This window comes from Microbacterium sp. JAI119 (assembly GCF_013410135.1).
In the GTDB taxonomy this organism is placed as follows: domain Bacteria; phylum Actinomycetota; class Actinomycetes; order Actinomycetales; family Microbacteriaceae; genus Microbacterium; species Microbacterium oxydans.
Genome location: NZ_JACCCK010000001.1, coordinates 891,675 through 910,238, shown reverse-complemented (window position 1 = coordinate 910,238; position 18,564 = coordinate 891,675). Strand labels below are relative to the sequence as shown.

The window sequence follows — 18,564 nt, the reverse complement described above, 5'->3', positions numbered from 1 at the left end:
AAGGATCCACAGTGAAGATCTCCCGAATCGCACGAATCGGCGCCATTGGCGCCGTCGCCGCTCTCGCACTCGCCGGCTGTGCCGCGAACGAAGCAGGCACCGGTTCCACCGACGCTCCCACCTCCGACAGCGCAGCGGTCAGCGGCTCGCTCGTCGGCGCCGGCGCCTCCTCGCAGCAGGTCGCCATCCAGGCCTGGACCGCGGAGTTCCAGAAGACCAACCCCGACGCCCAGGTCGAGTACGACCCGCAGGGCTCCGGTGGTGGACGCGAGTCCTTCCAGCAGGGCGCGGTCAACTTCGCCGGTTCCGACCGTGCGTTCAAGACCGACGAGATCTCGGCCGGCGGCTTCGGCGCCTGCGTCGACGGCTCCGACCTCGTCGAGATCCCGGCCTACGTGTCGCCGATCGCCATCGTCTTCTCCCTCGACGGGGTCGACGAGCTGAACCTCGACCCGACGACCATCGCGTCGATCTTCGCCGGCAAGATCACCAACTGGAACGACCCGGCGATCGCCAAGGACAACCCCGACGCGAAGCTCCCCGACCTCGCGATCACCCCCGTGCACCGCTCCGACAAGTCGGGCACCACGGGCAACTTCACCGACTACCTCGCGCAGACCGCGGGTGACGTGTGGACCGCAGGCAGCGTCGAGGAGTGGCCGGCCGACCTCGCCGGCGAGTCCGCGGAGAAGACCTCGGGCGTCGCCAACGCCGTCAAGGGCGGTCAGGGCCTCATCGGCTACATCGACTCCTCGCAGGCGGCGGACTTCTCGTCGGTCAACGTCAAGGTCGGCGACGAGTTCGTGCCGCACTCGGCCGAGGGCGCCGCAGCCACGCTCGACGCCTCGAAGATCGAGGAAGGCCGCACCGACGGCGACCTCGCCTTCGCGATCGACCGCACCACCACCGCCGAAGGCGCCTACCCGGTTCTCCTCGTCAGCTACCTCATCGGCTGCGCCGAGTACGAGGACGAGAACGTCGCCGCACTGACCAAGGCGTTCTTCACGACCGCGATCAGCGCCGAAGGCCAGGAAGCCGCCGCGACCAACGCCGGCAGCGCCCCGATCTCGGACGACCTGCGCACGCAGGCACAGGCTGCGATCGACCTCATCAAGTGAGCTGGTGACGGTCTCCGGGATGCCCCGCGGCATCCCGGAGACCGTCTGCTCGCGTCAGACACCCGATCTCCACTGAGCAGGAAGCAGCTCCCATGACAGCCACGACCTCGCCGGCGTCGACGCGCATCGTCGCGAAGAAACGCGCCGGTGACCTCTGGTTCTCCGGAACGGCGGTCGCCGCCGGATCCATGATCATGATCACGCTGGCCGCGGTCGCGATCTTCCTCATCGTTCAGTCGATCCCCGCCTTCACCGCGACGGCAGAAGACGCCTCGCTCCTCAAGACCAACTTCTGGGACTACGTCGGCCCGCTCCTGTTCGGGACCGTGTGGGCGGCTTTCCTCGCCCTTCTGCTGGCAGTCCCCCTCTCGCTCGGGGTCGCGCTCTTCATCACGCACTACGCCCCGCGCCGCCTCGCCCAAGGGCTCGGCTACGTGGTCGATCTGCTGGCCGCCGTCCCCTCGGTCGTGTTCGGCCTCTGGGGAATCCTGGTCCTCGCGCCGGCGGTTCAGCCCATCTACGTCTGGCTGAACACGAACGCCTCCTGGATCCCCTTCTTCGACGGTGTGGTCTCGCCCACGGGCCGCACGATCCTCACCGCCGCCATGGTGCTCGCGGTCATGGTCGTCCCAATCATCACGGCCATCTGCCGCGAGATCTTCCTGCAGACCCCTCGCCTCCACGAGGAGGCAGCCCTCGCCCTGGGAGCCACCCGCTGGGAGATGGTGCGGATGGCTGTCCTCCCCTTCGGCCGCTCCGGAATCGTGTCCGCCTCGATGCTCGGCCTCGGCCGCGCGCTCGGTGAGACCATGGCCGTCGCGATGGTGCTCTCGGTGAGCAAGGCGGTCACGTTCGAACTGCTCACCTCCACCAACCCCTCCACGATCGCCGCCAACATCGCGCTGACGTTCCCGGAGGCCTACCAGGTCAACATCAACATCCTCATCGCGACCGGTCTGATCCTGTTCGTCGTGACGTTCGCGGTGAACGCTCTCGCACGCTGGTTCGTGAACCGCCGCAAGGAATTCTCGGGAGCGAACTGACATGACCGTTACCGCCCCCGAGTCCGCTCGCACGGCCAGCGCGGCCCCCTCTCAGCTCTCGCTCAGCTCGGGACACCTCCCCCGCTGGGCGCCCTGGGCCCTGCTCGCCGTCTCGCTCCTGATCGGATTCACGCCGTTCGCCCTCGAGGCCGTCGCCAGCGGATCCGACCTCAACATCGCCGGCTCCGTCGTGCTCGGCGCTGTGATCTACCTCGTGCTCATCTACGTGATGTCGCGCATCGTCGAGGGTTCCAGGAAGGCGCTCGACCGTCTGATCACCGGCATCGTCACCTCGGCGTTCGCGATCGCGATGGTCCCGCTGGTCTCGGTGGCGATCACCGTGGTCGCCAACGGCGTCGCCCGCTTCGACGGACTCTTCTTCTCCTCGTCGATGCGTGGTGTGCTCGGCGAGGGAGGCGGCGCCCTGCACGCGGTGATCGGCACGCTGCTCGTCACGCTGGCTGCTGCGATCATCTCGATCCCCATCGGCCTGATGACGGCCGTCTATCTGGTCGAGTACGGCAAGGGCGGACGGATGGCACGCACCATCACGTTCCTCGTCGACGTCATGACGGGTATCCCCTCGATCGTCGCTGGTCTCTTCGCCTACGCGGTGTTCGCGCTGATCTTCGGGCCCGGTGTGCGTATGGGTATCGCGGGCTCGGTCGCCCTGGCCGTGCTCATGATCCCGGTCGTCGTGCGCTCCACCGAGGAGATGCTGCGGCTGGTGCCGAACGAGCTGCGCGAGGCGTCTTACGCGCTCGGCGTGCCGAAGTGGCTCACGATCGTCAAGGTGGTCCTGCCGACGTCGATCGCCGGCATCACGACGGGTGTGATGCTCGCCATCTCCCGCGTGATCGGCGAGACCGCGCCGCTGCTGCTCACGGCCGGATTCACCGACGCCATGAACTACAACCTGTTCAGCGGTCGCATGCAGACCCTCCCGGTGTTCACGTATTCGCAGTACGCGTACCAGGGCATTCCCGCTGAGGCATACGTGGAACGAGCATGGGCCGCCGCCCTGACGCTCATCATCATCGTCATGCTGCTCAACCTGATCGCGCGGCTGGTCGCGAAGATCTTCGCCCCCAAGACCGGCCGCTGAGCCTCGACCCGAAAAGCAAGGAACTGCAGTGTCCAAGAGCATCGAAGTCAACGACCTGAACGTCTACTACGGCGACTTCCTCGCCGTGGAGGGCGTCTCCCTCGACATCCAGCCGCGCAGCGTGACCGCGTTCATCGGCCCCTCCGGCTGCGGCAAGTCCACCTTCCTGCGCACGCTCAACCGCATGCACGAGGTCATCCCCGGTGCCCGCGTCGAGGGAGAGGTGCTGCTCGACGGCAAGGACCTCTACGGCCCCGGCATCGACCCGGTGCTGGTGCGTCGACAGGTCGGCATGGTCTTCCAGCGCCCCAACCCGTTCCCCACGATGTCTATCAAGGAGAACGTCCTCGCCGGCGTGAAGCTCAACAACAGCCGCATGTCGAAGAGCGATCAGGATGCGCTCGTCGAGAAGTCGCTCACGGGTGCGAACCTGTGGAACGAGGTCAAGGACCGCCTCGACAAGCCCGGCTCCGGCCTGTCCGGCGGTCAGCAGCAGCGTCTGTGCATCGCGCGCGCGATCGCCGTGTCGCCGCAGGTGCTGTTGATGGACGAGCCCTGCTCCGCGCTCGACCCCATCTCGACCTACGCCATCGAGGAGCTGATCGGCGAGCTCAAGAACGAGTTCACCATCGTGATCGTGACGCACAACATGCAGCAGGCGTCCCGAGTCTCCGACAAGACGGCGTTCTTCAACATCGCCGGTACCGGCAAGCCCGGCAAGCTCATCGAGTACGACGACACCACGAGCATCTTCACCACTCCGTCCGTGCAGGCCACCGAGGACTACGTCTCCGGCCGCTTCGGTTGAGCCCACTGCTCTCCCCTACTGCTGATTCCCCTCCCCTGCGGCTGTTCCTCCAAAACCCAGGCCACTCGAGTGGCTGCCGGCGTGTCAGCTGTTGACACGCCGTCGCACCGTCGGATGGTCTGGGTTTCGGCTTACCCGGGGCGAGGTGCACTGTGCCTGCACCGGCGCGGAATGCAGGGAGTTGTCCATAGCTCGTGCGGTTTCGGCCTCGACCGATGGCGTGCTCAGGGCAGTATCGGGCGATGTCCTTCGTGCGCGCCGCTTCTGTGCTGGGCGCGCTCGGGCGGATGGCACGGACATCGGAGCTTCGCCGGAGGGGTGTGAGCCGCGATGAGCTCTCGCGCGCGGTGCACTCCGGTGAAGTACTGCGACCGCGTCAGGGTGTCTATGCGCTGCCCGACACTGCGGAGGCCTGGATCCATGCCGCGTCTCACGGAGGAACGCTCGGATGTGCCCAAGCGGCAGCGGCGCACCGGCTCTGGGTGCTCGAGCTTCCTTCCACGAATCACATCTGGATGGGAGCTGCAGGGACTCCACGATCGCAGTGCGACGCCTGCGTGCTGCACTGGGATGAAGGCCACGTTCGCGTCGGAGAAGCCGCTCCCGTGCCGAATGCGCTCCTTCAGATCGCGGCGTGCTGCGGCGAGGAGACGTTCTTCACCGCGCTCGAATCGGCTTTGCGACAATCACTGCTCTCCCCCGCTGGGCTGATCTGGCTTCGACGCCATCTTCCGACGTCGATGCGCTGGCTCGTCGCCTTCGCTCGTGCGGATGCGGACAGCGGACTCGAATCGCTCATCCGGCTTCGGCTGCACCGGATCGGGATATCGGTCAGGACCCAGGTTCACGTCTCCGGTGTCGGGGAGGTCGACCTCGTCATCGGCGACTTCCTGATCGTCGAGGCCGACGGCCGGGAGAACCATGCCAGGGAGAAGGAGCGGAGCAAGGACCTACGGCGTGACGCCGCGGCTGCCGCTGCCGGGTATACGACTCTGCGCTTCACGTATGAGCTGATCGTCGACGAGTGGCATCTCGTCGAGGCCGCGATCCGCGGTGCCGTCGCACGCGGAGCCCACCTCGCGCCGGCGGTCTGACTCCACCACCCCGTCCCCCAGCCACCCCGTCCCCCGGCCATCCCCGTCCTCCTGCCAAAACGGAGACCAGTTGCGAAGGTGATGGCGCGTCGCGCCCAGACACGCCGTGCAGCGGACGGGTGGTCTCCGTTCTGGCGTCGCCGTGCGGGCACGGTGGGGCGGCATGGTGAGGGCGCGGTAGGTCGGAGAGGTCAGGTGCGGGGAGAGAGGAGGTAGCGGTTCAGGGCGGCCGTGAGGGTGCGGTCGACCGGGAGAGGCGTGCCGTCGACGGAGGTGATGGCCGTCGCGAGGCGCACGCTCGACACGAGCCACGCAGCATCAGCCCGCGTGAGGTCGGTCGCGGGGATGCGGTCGTAGCCGGTCTCGAAGCCCTGAGCGGCGAGATGCTCGTAGACGCTGAGCTGTGTCGTCCCGTGCAGGATGCCACCGGTCGGGGCCGGTGTCAGGAAGCGGTCTCCGAATCGGAGGATCAGCGAGGCGGTCGGGGCCTCGAGCACGAAGCCGTCGCTCGAGAGGAAGATCGCATCGTCCGCTCCCCGTCGATGCGCCTCCCGAAGAGCGGCCATGTTCACGGCGTACGACAGCGTCTTCGCTCCCAGCAGCAGCCACGGAGCCCGCTCTGCGGCGTCCAGGTCGTACCCGCGGTCGAGAGTGACCACCCGCACCCCGTTCTCCCTCACGGCGGTGAAGTCGGCCGCCGGCGCAGCGGTGACCCACGCGGTCGGAGTGGGTCCGTGCTCGACTCCTCGGCTGAGGATGAGCTTGATGACCGACTCGCCCGCGCCGAGCTGTGACGCTGCATGATCGATCGCCTGTCGCCACTGCGCGAGATTCGGCACCGGGAGGTCGCACAGCCGAGCGGAGTGCGCGAGACGCTCCAGGTGCGGAACCACCTCCTGGGCATGTCCATCGATCACGCCGATGGATTCGAAAACACCGTCACCGCGCTGCGTGCTCAGCTCCCCGACGCTGAGCGCGGGCGCAGCGGCGTCCACCTGCGTGAACGTGTCCGCGAAGTCGGAGCGCTGCACGTCGGCAGCCACGGGATCGATCATGAGTGCGAAGCGCCCGGTCATGATCCGAGCCTAGAGGGCGGGAATACCCATCGCCTCATCGCGTTACAATTGAATGGCCGGGCCGCATAACCCCGGGCTCCAATTTTTGCCGCTGCGAGCGGCCTTCCGCCGAGAGGCGTTCTTGCGGCCCGGTCTTTTCATATCCGGCCGGTCTTTTCGTATCCGGGTTCCTCACGCCCTCAGCGTCCGCTGAGATCGGCTCAGGCGAGGGCGTCCGTGCGCCACAGCACGGCAGCGGCCGCCAGATCCTGGCCGTAGCTGCTGAGGCGAAGGGCCCGGGTGGTCAACTCACTGGCCCGAGCCGGCTCTGTCGGCTCGTAGTCGTCCGCGGTGTGAGTCGCACCTGACGCCTGCACCCGGCAGAACGCCGCGGCGCGGTCGAGCGCGACGGCGAAGTCACCGCGGAACGCCCCGCGCAGGATCGTGTCGATCAGCACGACCAACTCGTCGGGGCTCGCCGGCACAGGCGCCCCGGCGATCACCGCATCCGCAGACGGCAGCTCAACGCGCCCACGGTCGTACAGGAGAGCCGCCGTGTGCGGGTCGCCATGGATCGCGAGCTGCAGGACGTAGAGACGCCACAGCGCGCCGGGCAGCGTGCGCGACGGCGCCTTCGACCAGAGCTCGGCGATCTCGTCGATGCCGTGCTCGGCAGTGAATGCCACCAGGCGTTCCGCACTCGCACCGCTCTCGTCCGCACGGACGCGCGTCAAGAGGGCGGACGCCGTGGCGTGCGCGATACGAGTCTCCTCGGCGGGATCGTGCGCGCCGACGATGTTGTCAAAAGCACTCGTCGGACGACGCACGGGGCGATGGTGCTGCTCGGGCATCCCTTTAGGGTACGCGCGATCGGAGCAGCTCAGGCCGTGGGGATGACGATCACGGGGTCGGTCGTGGGCTGGCCGGTGGGTGATCCGCCTGCCTGCTCGACCGTGACTGCGATCGCGTCGCCCGCCTGCATGTCGCCGGCGAGCAGTGCCGTGGCATCACCGCCGTCGACATCGAAGACACCGGCGGAGACCGGCGCATCGCCGCGCACGAACCACAGCTCGTACGTCTTGCCGTCGCCGGCGCTCGGAAGACCATCCGCCACGAGGACGGCCTTGCCCGCAGAGCCGGACCAGTGCGCGGTCGCGGTTCCGCCACCGTCGAGTTCCACCGTCGCCTGCTGAGCGTCTCCTGAGGCCTCGATCTCCTGCAGAGCGACAACGCTCGCCGGCGGGTTCAGCTGCTGGTTGAGAGCGATCGCTCCGACTCCGACTCCGACCAGCAGGGCGAGGCACGCTGCCAGGGCGAAGATGGTCCGCGTCCAACGGCGCGGCTTCTCGCGTTCGGGCTGACCCTCAGGCGCGGACCCGTTCCATGGCTCGAGCCGAGGCGCATCATCCGAGACCTCGCGATCGGTTCGATCCTCCCCGTCTTGAGGGATGGTGGCGATCTGGGCGAGCAGGGCGGAACGGATGTGCGCGGGGGGCGTGACGGGCTCCACGGAGTCTGAGAGGAGCGCAGCCGTCGCGATATCCGCATCCACCGTTTCCTCCCCCTCGAGGTGCTCTGCGAGGGCGGCTCGATAGCGACGTTCGTCGTCAGCGGAGAGCGCATGCAGGGCGGCACCTGCCGCGAGCTCCTCGAAGTCCTTCTCGTTCATGCCGTCACCCCCATCGCCGTGCGCAGACGGCTGAGCCCGTCTCGCATCCGTGTCTTGATTGTCCCCAGCGGCGCCCCGACGAGGGCCGCGATCTCGTTCTGACTGTAACCGCCGTAGTAAGCGAGGACGAGTGCTTCCCGCTGCGCTTCCGGAAGCCCCGAAAGCGCCTCGACGACCTTCCCTCCTTCGATCCCCAATTCGACCTGCTCCGCCACACTGTCGTGCGCGATGCCGATGTCCTTGAATCCTGCCCGTACATCCCGGTCGGCACTCGACTGCGATGCTCGCACTCGATCGACGGCCCGGCGATGAGCGATCGTCATGATCCACGCTCGTCCTTGACCTCTGTTCGGAGCGAAGCGCGAAGCGGATTGCCAGATCTCCAGAAAAACCTCTTGCAGCACCTCTTCGCTCTGAGAGCGGTTGACCAGCACGCGGAGGATGAGACCGAACACGCGGGAGGAGAGGGTGTCGTAGAGAGTCGCGAAGGCAGCCTGATCACCGGACGCGACGCGGACGAGGAGGTCGGCGACAGCATCCTGCGTCGCTCCTTCGTCGGGAACGTCGAAACCATCGATGACCATCTCTCACAGCATGCCGCATCAGAGGCTCTATCGCGCGCAGGCGTCACCTGAATGTGACCGATCGGAGCACCGATCAGAAACTTTTCTCAGATTCGTCCCATCCGATCCGGATGGGGCTCCGAACAGCACTCGACGCCACGGAGAGGCCGTGGCTCAGTTCTGAAGGAGCTCGACATGTTCAGCACCAAGAAGAAGGTCACCGCGGCAATCACCCTCGGCCTGGCGAGCGCGTTCCTGCTCTCCGCCTGTTCCATGGGCAGCGGCAGCACCTCGGACTCGTCGTCCGAGCCGAAGGCACCGGAGACGTCGGAGTCGACGCCGATGGAGATGGACCCGGCCGCCAACCTGGTCGGCCCCGGTTGCGCGGCATACGCCGACGCAGTGCCGGACGGCGCGGGCTCGGTCGCCGGTATGGCTGAGGACCCGGTGGCGGTTGCCGCCTCCAACAACCCGCTGCTGACCACGCTGGTCGCTGCGGTCAGCGGAAAGCTCAACCCCGACGTCGACCTGGTCGACACCCTGAACGGCGGCGAGTTCACCGTCTTCGCTCCGGTGGATGACGCTTTCGCGAAGATCGACCCGGCCACCATCGAGGCTCTCAAGACCGACAGCGCGACGCTGAGCTCGATCCTGACGTACCACGTGGTCCCCGGCCAGATCGAGCCGGCCGACATCGACGGCACGCACACCACGGTGCAGGGTGCTGACCTCGAGGTCACGGGCAGCGGCGATGACCTGATGGTCAACGACGCCAAGGTGATCTGCGGTGGAGTCAAGACCGCGAACGCGACCGTGTACCTCATCGACACGGTTCTGATGCCCCCGGCTTCCTGAGCCTGGGACAGCCGGGTGGGAGGACACCCGGCACGCGCCCTTCTCGGGGCAGGGGGAGGAACCCGGGAAGGAAAGGGGCCGTCGGCGGTGCTGTGTCGCCGACGGCCCCTCGTCGTGCGCACTAGACTTGACGCAGGGGCCTCTAGCTCAGTTGGCAGAGCATCGGACTTTTAATCCGCGGGTCGTGGGTTCGAGCCCCACGGGGCCCACCGCACGTCGTCGTATCCGACCGACGACCTTCCTGTACCACCGGCTCTTCGCATCGGCCACCCCCTTTCGCCTCCGCCTGACCTGAGAGATGGTCGAGTCGTCCCCGAACGGCGGACGACACTCCAGGAAAGGATGAACGATGACCCTCAGCGGCAGCCGCGTGGCATTCCTCGCAACGGACGGATTCGAGGACAGCGAACTCACCAGTCCCTGGGAAGCGGTGACGGCAGAAGGCGCGAGCGCGACCATGATCGCCCCGGACGGCGCAGCCATCACCGGCAAGAACGGGCACGAGCAGGCCGTGGATCTGCACGCGTCGGAGACGACAGCTGATCAGTTCGATGCCCTGGTCTTGCCCGGAGGCGTCGTCAATGCGGATCACCTGCGCATGGACAAGGCCTCCATCGAACTGGCGCGGGCTTTCTTCGAGCAGCACAAGCCGGTCGGCGTGATCTGCCACGGCGCCTGGATCCTCATCGAGGCGGGCGTCGTCGATGGGCGGACACTCACCAGCTATCCGAGTCTGACCACCGACCTGCGCAACGCGGGCGCGACGTGGGTCGATGAGGAGGTCGTGGTCGACGAGGGGCTCGTCTCCAGTCGAACCCCCGACGACCTCCCGGCGTTCAACGCGAAGCTGGTCGAGGAGATCGGCGAAGGCAAGCACGCCGGGCAGACCGCCTGACGACAGGGCTAGGCCCGCGCCCGATGCCGACGCACCGCCGCACGGTTGGCGCAGCGCACGGAGCAGAAGCGTTGACGACCGTTGCGCGTCACATCCGCGACGACGTTGGTGCAGGGCGCGGCCTGGCAGCGGCTCAAGCGGTTCATGCCCCGGGTGACCAGGTGCAGCGAGGTGCCGAGGCTGATGATCGCCCTCAACACGAAGGGCAGCGACGGCACGTCGTCCCGATAGTGCAGGTGCCACCCCTCGCCGTCGTGGTTCGTCAACCGGGGGTAGGCGGCCGCGACGGCGAGTTGCGCGTTGAGGAGCGCTGCTCGCGCGTCGGGGTCGGGCTCATCGACGATGGCGAGCCATTCGTCGATGACGTCCCTGACCCGCTCGTAGTCGCCGGGAGCCGCCGGGAAGGTCATCGTCATCCCCTGCGCGAGTGTGCGCTCCTCGATCCCGGCGCGGTCGGCCGGCCAGTCGTTGGCGAGAGAAGCGGCGAGCAGTACCGCGTATTCACCGTAAGGGTTGAGATGCATAAGACCATTACATCACGCTGGATGCATGACCTCGCAGAGCACTCTTCCCATCCCGCGCATCCACCCGTCGACCGCCCCCCACGAACACGCCTGGACGGTGGAGTCCCGGCACCCGACGAGCGAGGGCATCGTGCTCTACGTGCGATGCACGAGCTGCCGCGTACACCGCGTCGACGTGCAGCCGCACCCTCACACGCCGCCGACGGCGCTGAGCGCGGAACTGCCGGGCGTCATGCCGTGAGCTCGATGAGCCTGCGCGTCGTCCTCAGATTTCGAGCCGTCCCCGCGACGCCCAGTGCACGGTCCAGCACCGCCTTCGTGAGCTTGGTGGAGTGCACGCCGCCCTCCCCGTAGTCGATCCACAGATCGTTCCCGATCAGCGCGATGCGCTCCGCCGGGAGCAAGCGGAGCTGCAACGCGTCGATCGCGCCTGCAGCGGGCGCCCCCTCCAGGAACATCGCGTGCACGAACTTCTGATCCCCCTCGGAGAACGGCTGCGCGGACTCGGAGGAGAGCAGCTGCGCGTGCGTGCGGTGGATGACGGGCGTGTCGACCCCGAACTCGTCGTGGATGACCACCCGCACAGCTGCACACGCGACGGCGGGATCGTCCGGTGTCGCGCACACGATGTTGCCGCTCGCGATGTACGTGGAGACATCCGACAGGTCGGTTTCGGCCGCGAGCACTTCGCGGAGGCGCGCCATCGGCACGCTGTTACGGCCGCTGACGTTGACCGCCCGCAGCAGCAGGACGCTGCGCCTCACTCGCGGGCGCTCTCGACCAGCTCCGCCCCCGCATGGACGAGCTCGGCGAGGGCTGCCTCGCTGGGCTCCGCCGCGACGCCGGCGACGAGGTCGGTGAGGATACGGACCCGCACCCCGTGAGCGATGGCATCGAGGGCGCTCGCCCGCACGCAATGATCGGTCGCGAGGCCGACCACGTCGGCGCTCGACGCGCCTGCTTCCGCAAGTATCGCGCCGACCGTCTCCCCCGCCTCCGTCCGCCCCTCGAACATCGAGTAAGCCGGTATCCCCTGCCCCTTGCGGACATGGTGCGTGACGGCATCGGTCACGAACAGAGGGTCGTACTCGGCACCCTCGGTCCCCGCGACACAGTGCACAGGCCAGGAGTCGACATAGTCGGGGTCCTCCGCGAAGTGCCCGCCGTTGTCGCCATCGGCATCGTGCCAATCCCTCGACGCGACGATCACGTCGTAGTCGGCCGCGTGGAGGGCGAGGAACTCGGTGACGGCAGCAGCCACCGCATCACCGCCCGCGACGGCAAGGGCGCCGTGCTCGGTGAAATCGTTCTGCACATCGACGATGAGAAGCGCTCTGCTCATGTTTCGAGAGTACGCGGTGAGGAACGGGAAAGGCCCCGTGATGTTCTTCGCATCACGGGGCCTTCGGAGCCGCTTGTCAGAATCGAACTGACGACCTTTTCATTACGAGTGAAATGCTCTGCCGACTGAGCTAAAGCGGCGTGCGACGCGTGAGCGGCGCGATCACCGATATTACCCTGTCTCGCGCTCACTCGCGAATCGAGGCCTCCTCATTCGCAGCGGAGCCCGTCTTCCGGTACGACATCGTCGAGCAGGAACGCCTCGACCGCGTCGTCCACGCAGGCGTTGCCCTTGTTGTATCCGGTGTGCCCCTCGCCGACACGCGTGATGAGAACACCTTCCTCGAGCTGGTTCGCGAGCGACTCCGACCACTCGTAGGGGGTCGCCGGGTCGTTCGTCGTGCCGATCACCAGGATGGGGCCGGCGCCTTCAGCCTTGATCTCACCTCGCGTGCCCGTGGGCGGGTAGGGCCAGACCGAGCAGGAGTCAGGCCCGGCCCAGTAGGGCGCGATCGTGGGCGCGCCCTCGGCGATCTTCGCGTTCGTCGCCGCTTCTGCCGCCGGGTCATCCTCGACCGGGTAGTCCATGCAGTTGTAGGCGCGGAAGGCCTCGGTGGAGTTGTCGGTGTAGGTGCCGTTCTCGCGTCCGTTGTAGAAGTCGGCGAGGAACAGTGCCGAGGTCGGGTCGCCCTGCAGTGCCTCATCGAGCGCCTGCGTGAGGTAGCCCCAGCTGTCCTGCGAGTAGAGCGCGGCGATGATGGCGGTCATCAGGGAGTCCGCACCCAACATGCGGCCGTCTCCGCTCTTCAAAGGGGTGCTGTCGACACTCGCCAGCAGCGCCCCCAGATCGGCCATCGCCTCATCCACACTGCCGTTGAACGGGCACTCCCCCGAGTCGAGGCAGTCCTGCATGTAGGCGCGGAGCGCGGACTCGAACCCGAGCGCCTGCGTCGCGCCGACCTCGAGCCCGGGGACAGCGGGATCGATCGCGCCGTCGAGCACCAGGCGGCCGGCCTTCTCGGGGTACAGCTTCGCGTAGGTCGCACCGAGGAACGTGCCGTACGAGTAGCCGAGGTAGTTCAGCTGCTTGTCGCCCAGCAGCGCGCGGATCAGATCCATGTCCCTGGCGGCGTTGACCGTGGTGATGTACGGAAGGATCCCCCCGCTGTTGGCATCGCACGCCTCGGCGAACTTCTTGTGCGAGTCGAGCAGCTCGGCCTCCCACTCGGCCGTGCCTCGTGCTGCCGAGGGAATGCCGTACAGGTAGTCGTCCATCTGCGGTGCGTCGTAGCAGGTGACCGCGGTGGAATCTCCGACGCCGCGCGGGTCGAACCCGATCACGTCGAAGTTCTCGATGAGGTCGGCGCCGACCGCGAAGTCGAGGCTGTTCAGGATCAGGTCGACACCGCTGGCCCCCGGACCGCCCGGGTTCGTGAGCAACGAGCCGACGGGGGTGCCCTCGGCGCGGTGTCGGACGACCGAGAGGGTGATCTCACCCTTCCCCGGGTCTTCCCAGTCGAGTGGAGCGGTGACATCGGTGCAGTCGAAGCCGACACCGCACTCCGTCCAGGTCAGTTCCTGCGAGTAGAAGGGCAGCAGGTCCTCGGCGACGCCCTCGGTGTCCGGCGCACTCGTCGTCGACGGCCGTGACGACTGCTCGGGAATCATCGCGTACAGACAGCCCGACAGGGCGACGGACGCGGCGGCGAGCCCTGCGATGACCGCGGCGGCGCGGCGCAGGCGGGAAGTCGATCGATTGTTCACGGTTTCCTCCCGCTCGTGATCGTCACGAGCAAGCTCTCCAGGGCGAGCAGCGGGGCGACGTTGCGCTCCAGCGACTGCCGCGTCTCGGCAAGGTGGTCAAGTACGACAAGAGTACGGGTCTCGGGCCAGGCGGAAGCGAGGTCGGACAGCTCGGTGCGCAACTCGCTGTTGATGAGACCTTCGCTCTGCCCGAACTGCAGCATCACGACGTCGCGGTACAGCGACTGAAGGTCGGTGAGCACACGGTCGATCCCGTCGCGCAGGCTCCGCGTAGCCCGCTTCTTCTGATCGTCTTCGAGCGCCGAGAGCTGTGTCCGCAGCGCCGGCGGCACCGCCTGGCCCTCGGCGATGCCGATCGTGCGCAGCAGCGAAGCGCGCTCCTGAGCGTCGCGCTCGGCGGTGAGAGCCTTCGCGTCCTCCGTGGCCGCCTGGATGATCCGTCCGGCGACCTCGACCGCATCGCCCACTCCTCTGACGCCGAGTACCGAGCGGAGCGTCTCGTCTCGCCGGCGCCTGGCCGCATCGTCGGTGGCGAGCCGCTGGGCCATGCCGATGTGGCGCTGCGCATGCCGTGCCGCCTGCTCGGCGACGGCTTCATCCACCCCCGTGCGAAGGCTGATGAGCCTGGCCACGTCGGCGACATCGGGCTCCCGCAACCGCAGCGATCGCACGCGCGATCGGATCGTGGGCAGCAGATCGGCCTCGCTCGGCGCGCACAGGATCCACACCGTCTGCTCCGGAGGCTCTTCGAGCGCTTTCAGGAGCACGTTGGAGGTGCGCTCGACCATACGGTCGGCGTCTTCGACGACGATGACCCGATAGCGGCCCGCGGAGGGGGCGAAGTAAGAGCGCTCGACGAGACCGCGAGCCTCGGCGATCGTGATGATGACCTTGTCGGTGCGCAAGGCGGTGACATCCGGATGGGTGCCTGCGAGCACCTGCCGCATGACGGTCTCGTCGTCCGGCCGATCCGCGATGAGTGCGGCTGCGAAGGCGTACGCCAGAGTCGAACGGCCGGAGCCGGGCGGTCCCGTGATCAGCCAGGCGTGCGAGAGCGCCGACGGATCGGCTGCCGCGGCACGGAGCGTGTCGACGGCAGCGTCCTGCCCCCACACATCCGCCCACGGGAAAGGGGCCGGAACGGTCTGGGGCATGCACTCAGCCTAATCGTGACCACCGACGTCGGAAGCACGGAGAGGTGCCACCGCGCTGGTCAGTCCAGAAGGGCGGCGATTCTCGCCCTGATCTGCTCCGCGATCGCATCCGGGGCCGCTGCGGCGTCGACGACGAGGAACCTGTCCGGCTCGGCTCTCGCAAGGTCGAGGAAGGCGTCGCGGACGCGTCCGTGAAAGTCCGACTGCTCCGCCTCGAGCCGGTCGAACGGCTTGTCGGCGGAGTCCAGCCGAGCCCGCGCCTCACTGGGGGCGAGGTCGAGCAGGATCGTCAGGTCGGGCAGCGCACCCTCGGCGGCCCAGAGCGAGAGGTCGCGGATCTCCGTCGCATCGAGCACCCGACCCGCGCCCTGATACGCCACGGACGAATCGAGGTAGCGATCCTGCAGCACGATGTCGCCCCGACCGAGCGCCGGGCGTACGACGGTGGCGACATGGTGCGCCCGGTCCGCGGCGTACAGCAGAGCCTCCGCGCGCGGTGCGATGTCGCCGCGATGGTGCAGGACGATGTCGCGGATGAGCTGACCGACCTCCGAGCCGCCGGGCTCACGGGTGCGGACGACCGTACGTCCGGCCCCTTCGAGCCAGTCCGCGAGCAGGTTCGACTGTGTGGTCTTGCCCGAGCCGTCGCCGCCCTCGAGAGTGATCCACACCCCGCGGCCTGAGGTCACGAGTCCGCCTTCTCCGCTGCCTTCGCCGCGGCGTTCGCGGCACGCGTCGCGGCGGCCTTCTTCGCCGCCGCGGAACGCGCAGCGGACGTGGCGGCCGTCGTCTTCTTCGCTGCAGGCTTCTTGGCCGGTGCCTTCTTCGCTGCGGGCTTCTTCGTGGGTGCCTTCTTCGCGGGTGCCTTCTTGGCGGCACCGCGCTTGGGGGCGGGGCCCTTGGCGCGCTTGTCGGCGAGCATCTGCACTGCGATCTCGAAGGTGATGTCCTCGACCTTCTGCCCACGCGGAATCGTGACGTTCGTCTCGCCGTCGGTCACGTACGCACCGAAGCGGCCGTCACGGATCCGGATCGGCTTGCCACTGACCGGGTCGGCCTCGAACTCGGCGAGCGCGCTGGAGGCCCTGCGTCCGGCGCCGTACTTCGGCTGGGAGTAGATCTCCAGCGCCTGCTCGAGCGTCACGTCGAAGATCTGCGACTCCGACTCGAGCGATCGCGAATCGGTGCCCTTCTTCAGGTACGGTCCGAACCGCCCGTTCTGCGCCGTGATCTCATCGCCGGATTCGGGGTCGACGCCCACGACGCGCGGGAGGCTCAGCAGCTGCAGCGCCGTCTCGAGGTCGATCTCGTCGACGGACATCGAACGGAACAGCGACGCGGTGCGCGGCTTGGGAGCCGCTTCCTTCTTCGCGCCCCGCTTCGGCTTCGGCTTGTCGACGACCTCGCCGGTCGCCTCATCGACAGCGGCATCCTCCGACACGGGATCGTTCTCCTGAACGTACGGCCCGAACCGGCCGTCCTTCACGACGATGATCTTGCCGTTCTCGGGATTCTCCCCGAGAACGCGGTCACCGGCGACGGGAGCGTCGATGAGCTCCTGCGCCTTCTCGGCGGTCAGCTCGTCCGGCGCCAGGTCTTCCGGAACGTTGACGATGCGCGGCTTTGCCTCGGGATTCGCCGGGTCGGCCACCTCGAGGTACGGGCCGTACTTGCCGAAGCGCAGCGTGGCGGTGTCGGTGATGCGCGTGGAGTTCAGCGCGCGGGCATCGATCTCGCCGAGGTTGTCGACGACCTGGCGCAGCCCGACGTGGGCGTCAGAGCCGAAGTAGAACGACTTGAGCCACTCGACGCGGTTCTGCTCGCCACGGGCGATCGTGTCGAGGTCGTCTTCGAGCGCAGCCGTGAAGTCGTAGTCGACGAGGTCGGCGAAATGCTCTTCGAGCAGACGCACCACGCTGAACGCGAGCCAGGTCGGCACGAGCGCCTGCCCGCGCTTGACCGCGTATCCACGGTCGAGGATCGTCTCGGGGATCGAGGCGAACGTCGAAGGACGTCCGATGCCCTTCTCCTCGAGGACCTTCACGAGCGAGGCCTCGGTGTAGCGCGGCTTCGGCGTGGTGCGGTGGCCCTTGGCCTCGGCATCCGACACGGCGAGCTGGTCGCCGACCGCGACGGCAGGCAACGACTGGTTCTCCGCGGCGTCGGCATCTCCGCGCTTCTCGTCGCGACCCTCCTCGTACGCCTCCAGGAAGCCCTTGAACGTGTAGACGGTTCCGGATGCCGTGAACTCGGCCTTCCTCTCCCCCGCGTCGACGGCGATGGTGACCGTCGTGGTCTCGTACTTGGCGTCGGACATCTGGCTGGCGACGGTGCGCTTCCAGATGAGGTCGTAGAGGCGCTGCTCATCGCGATCCAGCTCGGATGACAGGGAAGCCGGCGTGCGGAAGTTGTCGCCCGAGGGGCGGATGGCCTCGTGGGCCTCCTGGGCGTTCTTGCTCTTCGACTTGTAGACGCGCGGCTTCAGCGGCACCGCTGCATCGCCGTAGAGCGAGACCGCCTGGCTCCGTGCCGCCTGCACCGCCTGGGTGCTCAGCGACGTGGAGTCGGTACGCATATAGGTGATGTAGCCCTTCTCGTACAGACGCTGGGCTACACCCATGGCCTGCTTGGCTCCCATCGACAGCTTGCGGCCCGCCTCCTGCTGCATCGTGGAGGTCGTGAACGGCGCGTAGGGGCTGCGCGTTCCCGGCTTGGCCTCGACCTTGGTGACGTTCCCGGTGCCGACGGCGTCCACAGCCGCGGCGAGCGCGGTGGCCGCGGCCTCGTCGAGGATGACGACGGCCTTCTTGAGCTTGCCGTCGTCGTCGAAGTCCGAGCCGCGTGCCAGCTGGCCGCCGTCAACGCGGACGAGTCGGATCTTGAACGAGGTACCCGTCGCCGCGGCTGCCGCATCGACGTCCCAGTACTCGGCAGAGGTGAACGCCATGCGCTCGCGCTCGCGGTCGACGATGAGGCGCGTCGCGGCGGACTGCACACGACCGGCCGAGATCCCGGTCTTGACCTTGTACCAGAGCACGGGCGAGACATCCCACCCGTACAGGCGGTCGAGGATGCGGCGGGTCTCCTGCGCGTCGACGAGGTCGTGGTCGAGTTCGCGGGTGTTGCCGACGGCGGCCTGGATCGCGTCCTTGGTGATCTCGTGGAACACCATGCGCTTGACCGGGACCTTGGGCTTGAGGGTCTCCAGCAGGTGCCAGGCGATCGCCTCGCCTTCGCGGTCCTCATCAGTGGCGAGCAGGAGTTCGTCGGCGCTCTTCAGCGCACGCTTGAGCTCGGCGACCGTCTTGGTCTTCCGATCGGAGACGACGTAGTACGGGTCGAACCCGTTGTCGATGTCGATGGAGTACTTCCCGTACGCCTGCTTGTCCGCAGCCGGGATGTCCTTCTTGTCAGCGAGGTCGCGGATGTGGCCGACGGAGCTGAGCACCTCATAGCCGTCGCCGAGGTATCCCTGAATAGACCGCATCTTCGTCGGGGACTCGACGATGACGAGCTTCTTGCCTTCAGCCAAGGGTGCGTCCTTTCTTCGAAGCACACCATACACACCACTGTGTG

General features: G+C 67.5%; 19 protein-coding genes and 2 tRNA genes. 9 read left to right on the top strand and 12 right to left on the bottom strand.

Features of this window, described 5'->3' with window-relative positions; all coding sequences use genetic code 11:
- The first annotated feature begins 11 nt into the window (after positions 1–11).
- The 5 genes from pstS to HDC31_RS04440 all read left to right on the top strand — a co-directional run bounded on the left by pstS (position 12) and on the right by HDC31_RS04440 (position 5,168).
- On the top strand, positions 12–1,118 hold the full coding sequence (gene pstS, locus HDC31_RS04460) for a phosphate ABC transporter substrate-binding protein PstS (protein ID WP_058633070.1): 1,107 nt from the start codon (positions 12–14) through the stop codon (positions 1,116–1,118).
- 92 nt (positions 1,119–1,210) lie between these two features.
- Positions 1,211–2,161, top strand: coding sequence for a phosphate ABC transporter permease subunit PstC (gene pstC / locus HDC31_RS04455; RefSeq protein ID WP_021199103.1), 951 nt, complete (start codon positions 1,211–1,213; stop codon positions 2,159–2,161).
- Between the two features lies 1 nt (position 2,162).
- Positions 2,163–3,266 carry a phosphate ABC transporter permease PstA gene (pstA, locus tag HDC31_RS04450; protein ID WP_058633071.1) on the top strand — a complete coding sequence of 368 codons (1,104 nt, stop codon included), beginning with the start codon at positions 2,163–2,165 and terminating at the stop codon, positions 3,264–3,266.
- Positions 3,267–3,294: 28 nt separating this feature from the next.
- Positions 3,295–4,074 carry a phosphate ABC transporter ATP-binding protein PstB gene (gene pstB / locus HDC31_RS04445; RefSeq protein ID WP_017828973.1) on the top strand — a complete coding sequence of 260 codons (780 nt, stop codon included), beginning with the start codon at positions 3,295–3,297 and terminating at the stop codon, positions 4,072–4,074.
- A gap of 242 nt (positions 4,075–4,316) precedes the next feature.
- The gene (locus HDC31_RS04440) at positions 4,317–5,168 is read left to right on the top strand and encodes a type IV toxin-antitoxin system AbiEi family antitoxin domain-containing protein (RefSeq protein WP_257021934.1); all 852 of its coding nucleotides are present in this window, start codon (positions 4,317–4,319) and stop codon (positions 5,166–5,168) included.
- Between the two features lie 191 nt (positions 5,169–5,359).
- Here the strand turns inward: HDC31_RS04440 and HDC31_RS04435 are convergent, their stop codons facing one another.
- The 4 genes from HDC31_RS04435 to sigK form a co-directional block, all read right to left on the bottom strand.
- A complete protein-coding gene (locus tag HDC31_RS04435) occupies positions 5,360–6,244 on the bottom strand; it encodes an aminodeoxychorismate lyase (protein ID WP_113680764.1) in 885 nt (294 codons plus the stop codon).
- 200 nt (positions 6,245–6,444) lie between these two features.
- The gene (locus HDC31_RS04430; protein ID WP_046746474.1) at positions 6,445–7,074 is read right to left on the bottom strand and encodes a hypothetical protein; all 630 of its coding nucleotides are present in this window, start codon (positions 7,072–7,074) and stop codon (positions 6,445–6,447) included.
- A 29-nt stretch (positions 7,075–7,103) separates the two neighbouring features.
- The gene (locus tag HDC31_RS04425) at positions 7,104–7,892 is read right to left on the bottom strand and encodes an anti-sigma factor domain-containing protein (RefSeq protein WP_113680763.1); all 789 of its coding nucleotides are present in this window, start codon (positions 7,890–7,892) and stop codon (positions 7,104–7,106) included.
- Positions 7,889–8,476, bottom strand: coding sequence for an ECF RNA polymerase sigma factor SigK (gene sigK, locus HDC31_RS04420; RefSeq protein WP_045262427.1), 588 nt, complete (start codon positions 8,474–8,476; stop codon positions 7,889–7,891). Before sigK ends, HDC31_RS04425 begins: the two co-directional genes overlap by 4 nt.
- Before the next feature lie 174 nt (positions 8,477–8,650).
- Here sigK and HDC31_RS04415 point away from each other — a divergent pair, with 174 nt between their 5' ends.
- The 3 genes from HDC31_RS04415 to HDC31_RS04405 all read left to right on the top strand — a co-directional run bounded on the left by HDC31_RS04415 (position 8,651) and on the right by HDC31_RS04405 (position 10,205).
- A complete protein-coding gene (locus tag HDC31_RS04415) occupies positions 8,651–9,310 on the top strand; it encodes a fasciclin domain-containing protein (protein ID WP_046746471.1) in 660 nt (219 codons plus the stop codon).
- Between the two features lie 136 nt (positions 9,311–9,446).
- Positions 9,447–9,519 (top strand) — tRNA-Lys (locus HDC31_RS04410).
- Between the two features lie 140 nt (positions 9,520–9,659).
- Positions 9,660–10,205 carry a type 1 glutamine amidotransferase domain-containing protein gene (locus tag HDC31_RS04405; protein ID WP_046746470.1) on the top strand — a complete coding sequence of 182 codons (546 nt, stop codon included), beginning with the start codon at positions 9,660–9,662 and terminating at the stop codon, positions 10,203–10,205.
- An 8-nt stretch (positions 10,206–10,213) separates the two neighbouring features.
- On the opposite strand, the gene HDC31_RS04400 is transcribed toward HDC31_RS04405, so the two are convergent.
- On the bottom strand, positions 10,214–10,729 hold the full coding sequence (locus HDC31_RS04400; RefSeq protein WP_058632077.1) for a CGNR zinc finger domain-containing protein: 516 nt from the start codon (positions 10,727–10,729) through the stop codon (positions 10,214–10,216).
- A 25-nt stretch (positions 10,730–10,754) separates the two neighbouring features.
- Between HDC31_RS04400 and HDC31_RS04395 the strand changes: the two genes are divergently transcribed.
- Complete coding sequence (locus HDC31_RS04395) at positions 10,755–10,970, top strand: hypothetical protein (RefSeq protein ID WP_046746468.1); 216 nt, start codon at positions 10,755–10,757, stop codon at positions 10,968–10,970.
- Here HDC31_RS04395 and HDC31_RS04390 read toward each other — a convergent pair.
- The 7 genes from HDC31_RS04390 to topA form a co-directional block, all read right to left on the bottom strand.
- A complete protein-coding gene (locus tag HDC31_RS04390; RefSeq protein ID WP_113680762.1) occupies positions 10,960–11,493 on the bottom strand; it encodes a DUF1697 domain-containing protein in 534 nt (177 codons plus the stop codon). The two genes, HDC31_RS04395 and HDC31_RS04390, sit on opposite strands and share 11 nt — an antisense overlap.
- Positions 11,490–12,071, bottom strand: coding sequence for an isochorismatase family protein (locus HDC31_RS04385; protein ID WP_058632080.1), 582 nt, complete (start codon positions 12,069–12,071; stop codon positions 11,490–11,492). The genes HDC31_RS04390 and HDC31_RS04385 overlap by 4 nt, the downstream gene beginning before the upstream one ends.
- A gap of 67 nt (positions 12,072–12,138) precedes the next feature.
- Positions 12,139–12,211 (bottom strand) — tRNA-Thr (locus HDC31_RS04380).
- Between the two features lie 69 nt (positions 12,212–12,280).
- The gene (locus HDC31_RS04375) at positions 12,281–13,834 is read right to left on the bottom strand and encodes an alpha/beta hydrolase (protein ID WP_058632081.1); all 1,554 of its coding nucleotides are present in this window, start codon (positions 13,832–13,834) and stop codon (positions 12,281–12,283) included.
- Positions 13,831–14,988: a DNA polymerase III subunit delta' gene (locus tag HDC31_RS04370; RefSeq protein ID WP_046746466.1), complete on the bottom strand. Its 1,158-nt coding sequence runs from the start codon at positions 14,986–14,988 to the stop codon at positions 13,831–13,833. Before HDC31_RS04370 ends, HDC31_RS04375 begins: the two co-directional genes overlap by 4 nt.
- A 59-nt stretch (positions 14,989–15,047) precedes the next feature.
- On the bottom strand, positions 15,048–15,677 hold the full coding sequence (gene tmk, locus HDC31_RS04365; protein ID WP_113680478.1) for a dTMP kinase: 630 nt from the start codon (positions 15,675–15,677) through the stop codon (positions 15,048–15,050).
- Positions 15,674–18,520 carry a type I DNA topoisomerase gene (gene topA / locus HDC31_RS04360; RefSeq protein WP_113680477.1) on the bottom strand — a complete coding sequence of 949 codons (2,847 nt, stop codon included), beginning with the start codon at positions 18,518–18,520 and terminating at the stop codon, positions 15,674–15,676. Before topA ends, tmk begins: the two co-directional genes overlap by 4 nt.
- Between the last annotated feature and the right edge of the window lie 44 nt (positions 18,521–18,564).

Bases quoted from the DNA above. Each gene is read 5' to 3' on its own strand.
- HDC31_RS04405 (WP_046746470.1), top strand. From the start codon at position 9,660: ATGACCCTCAGCGGCAGCCGCGTGGCATTCCTCGCAACGGACGGATTC.
- HDC31_RS04440 (WP_257021934.1), top strand. From the start codon at position 4,317: ATGTCCTTCGTGCGCGCCGCTTCTGTGCTGGGCGCGCTCGGGCGGATG.
- pstA (WP_058633071.1), top strand. From the start codon at position 2,163: ATGACCGTTACCGCCCCCGAGTCCGCTCGCACGGCCAGCGCGGCCCCC.
- HDC31_RS04435 (WP_113680764.1), bottom strand. From the start codon at position 6,244: ATGACCGGGCGCTTCGCACTCATGATCGATCCCGTGGCTGCCGACGTG.
- pstC (WP_021199103.1), top strand. From the start codon at position 1,211: ATGACAGCCACGACCTCGCCGGCGTCGACGCGCATCGTCGCGAAGAAA.
- HDC31_RS04430 (WP_046746474.1), bottom strand. From the start codon at position 7,074: ATGCCCGAGCAGCACCATCGCCCCGTGCGTCGTCCGACGAGTGCTTTT.
- HDC31_RS04385 (WP_058632080.1), bottom strand. From the start codon at position 12,071: ATGAGCAGAGCGCTTCTCATCGTCGATGTGCAGAACGATTTCACCGAG.
- HDC31_RS04425 (WP_113680763.1), bottom strand. From the start codon at position 7,892: ATGAACGAGAAGGACTTCGAGGAGCTCGCGGCAGGTGCCGCCCTGCAT.
- HDC31_RS04395 (WP_046746468.1), top strand. From the start codon at position 10,755: ATGACCTCGCAGAGCACTCTTCCCATCCCGCGCATCCACCCGTCGACC.
- HDC31_RS04415 (WP_046746471.1), top strand. From the start codon at position 8,651: ATGTTCAGCACCAAGAAGAAGGTCACCGCGGCAATCACCCTCGGCCTG.
- sigK (WP_045262427.1), bottom strand. From the start codon at position 8,476: ATGGTCATCGATGGTTTCGACGTTCCCGACGAAGGAGCGACGCAGGAT.
- HDC31_RS04400 (WP_058632077.1), bottom strand. From the start codon at position 10,729: ATGCATCTCAACCCTTACGGTGAATACGCGGTACTGCTCGCCGCTTCT.
- HDC31_RS04370 (WP_046746466.1), bottom strand. From the start codon at position 14,988: ATGCCCCAGACCGTTCCGGCCCCTTTCCCGTGGGCGGATGTGTGGGGG.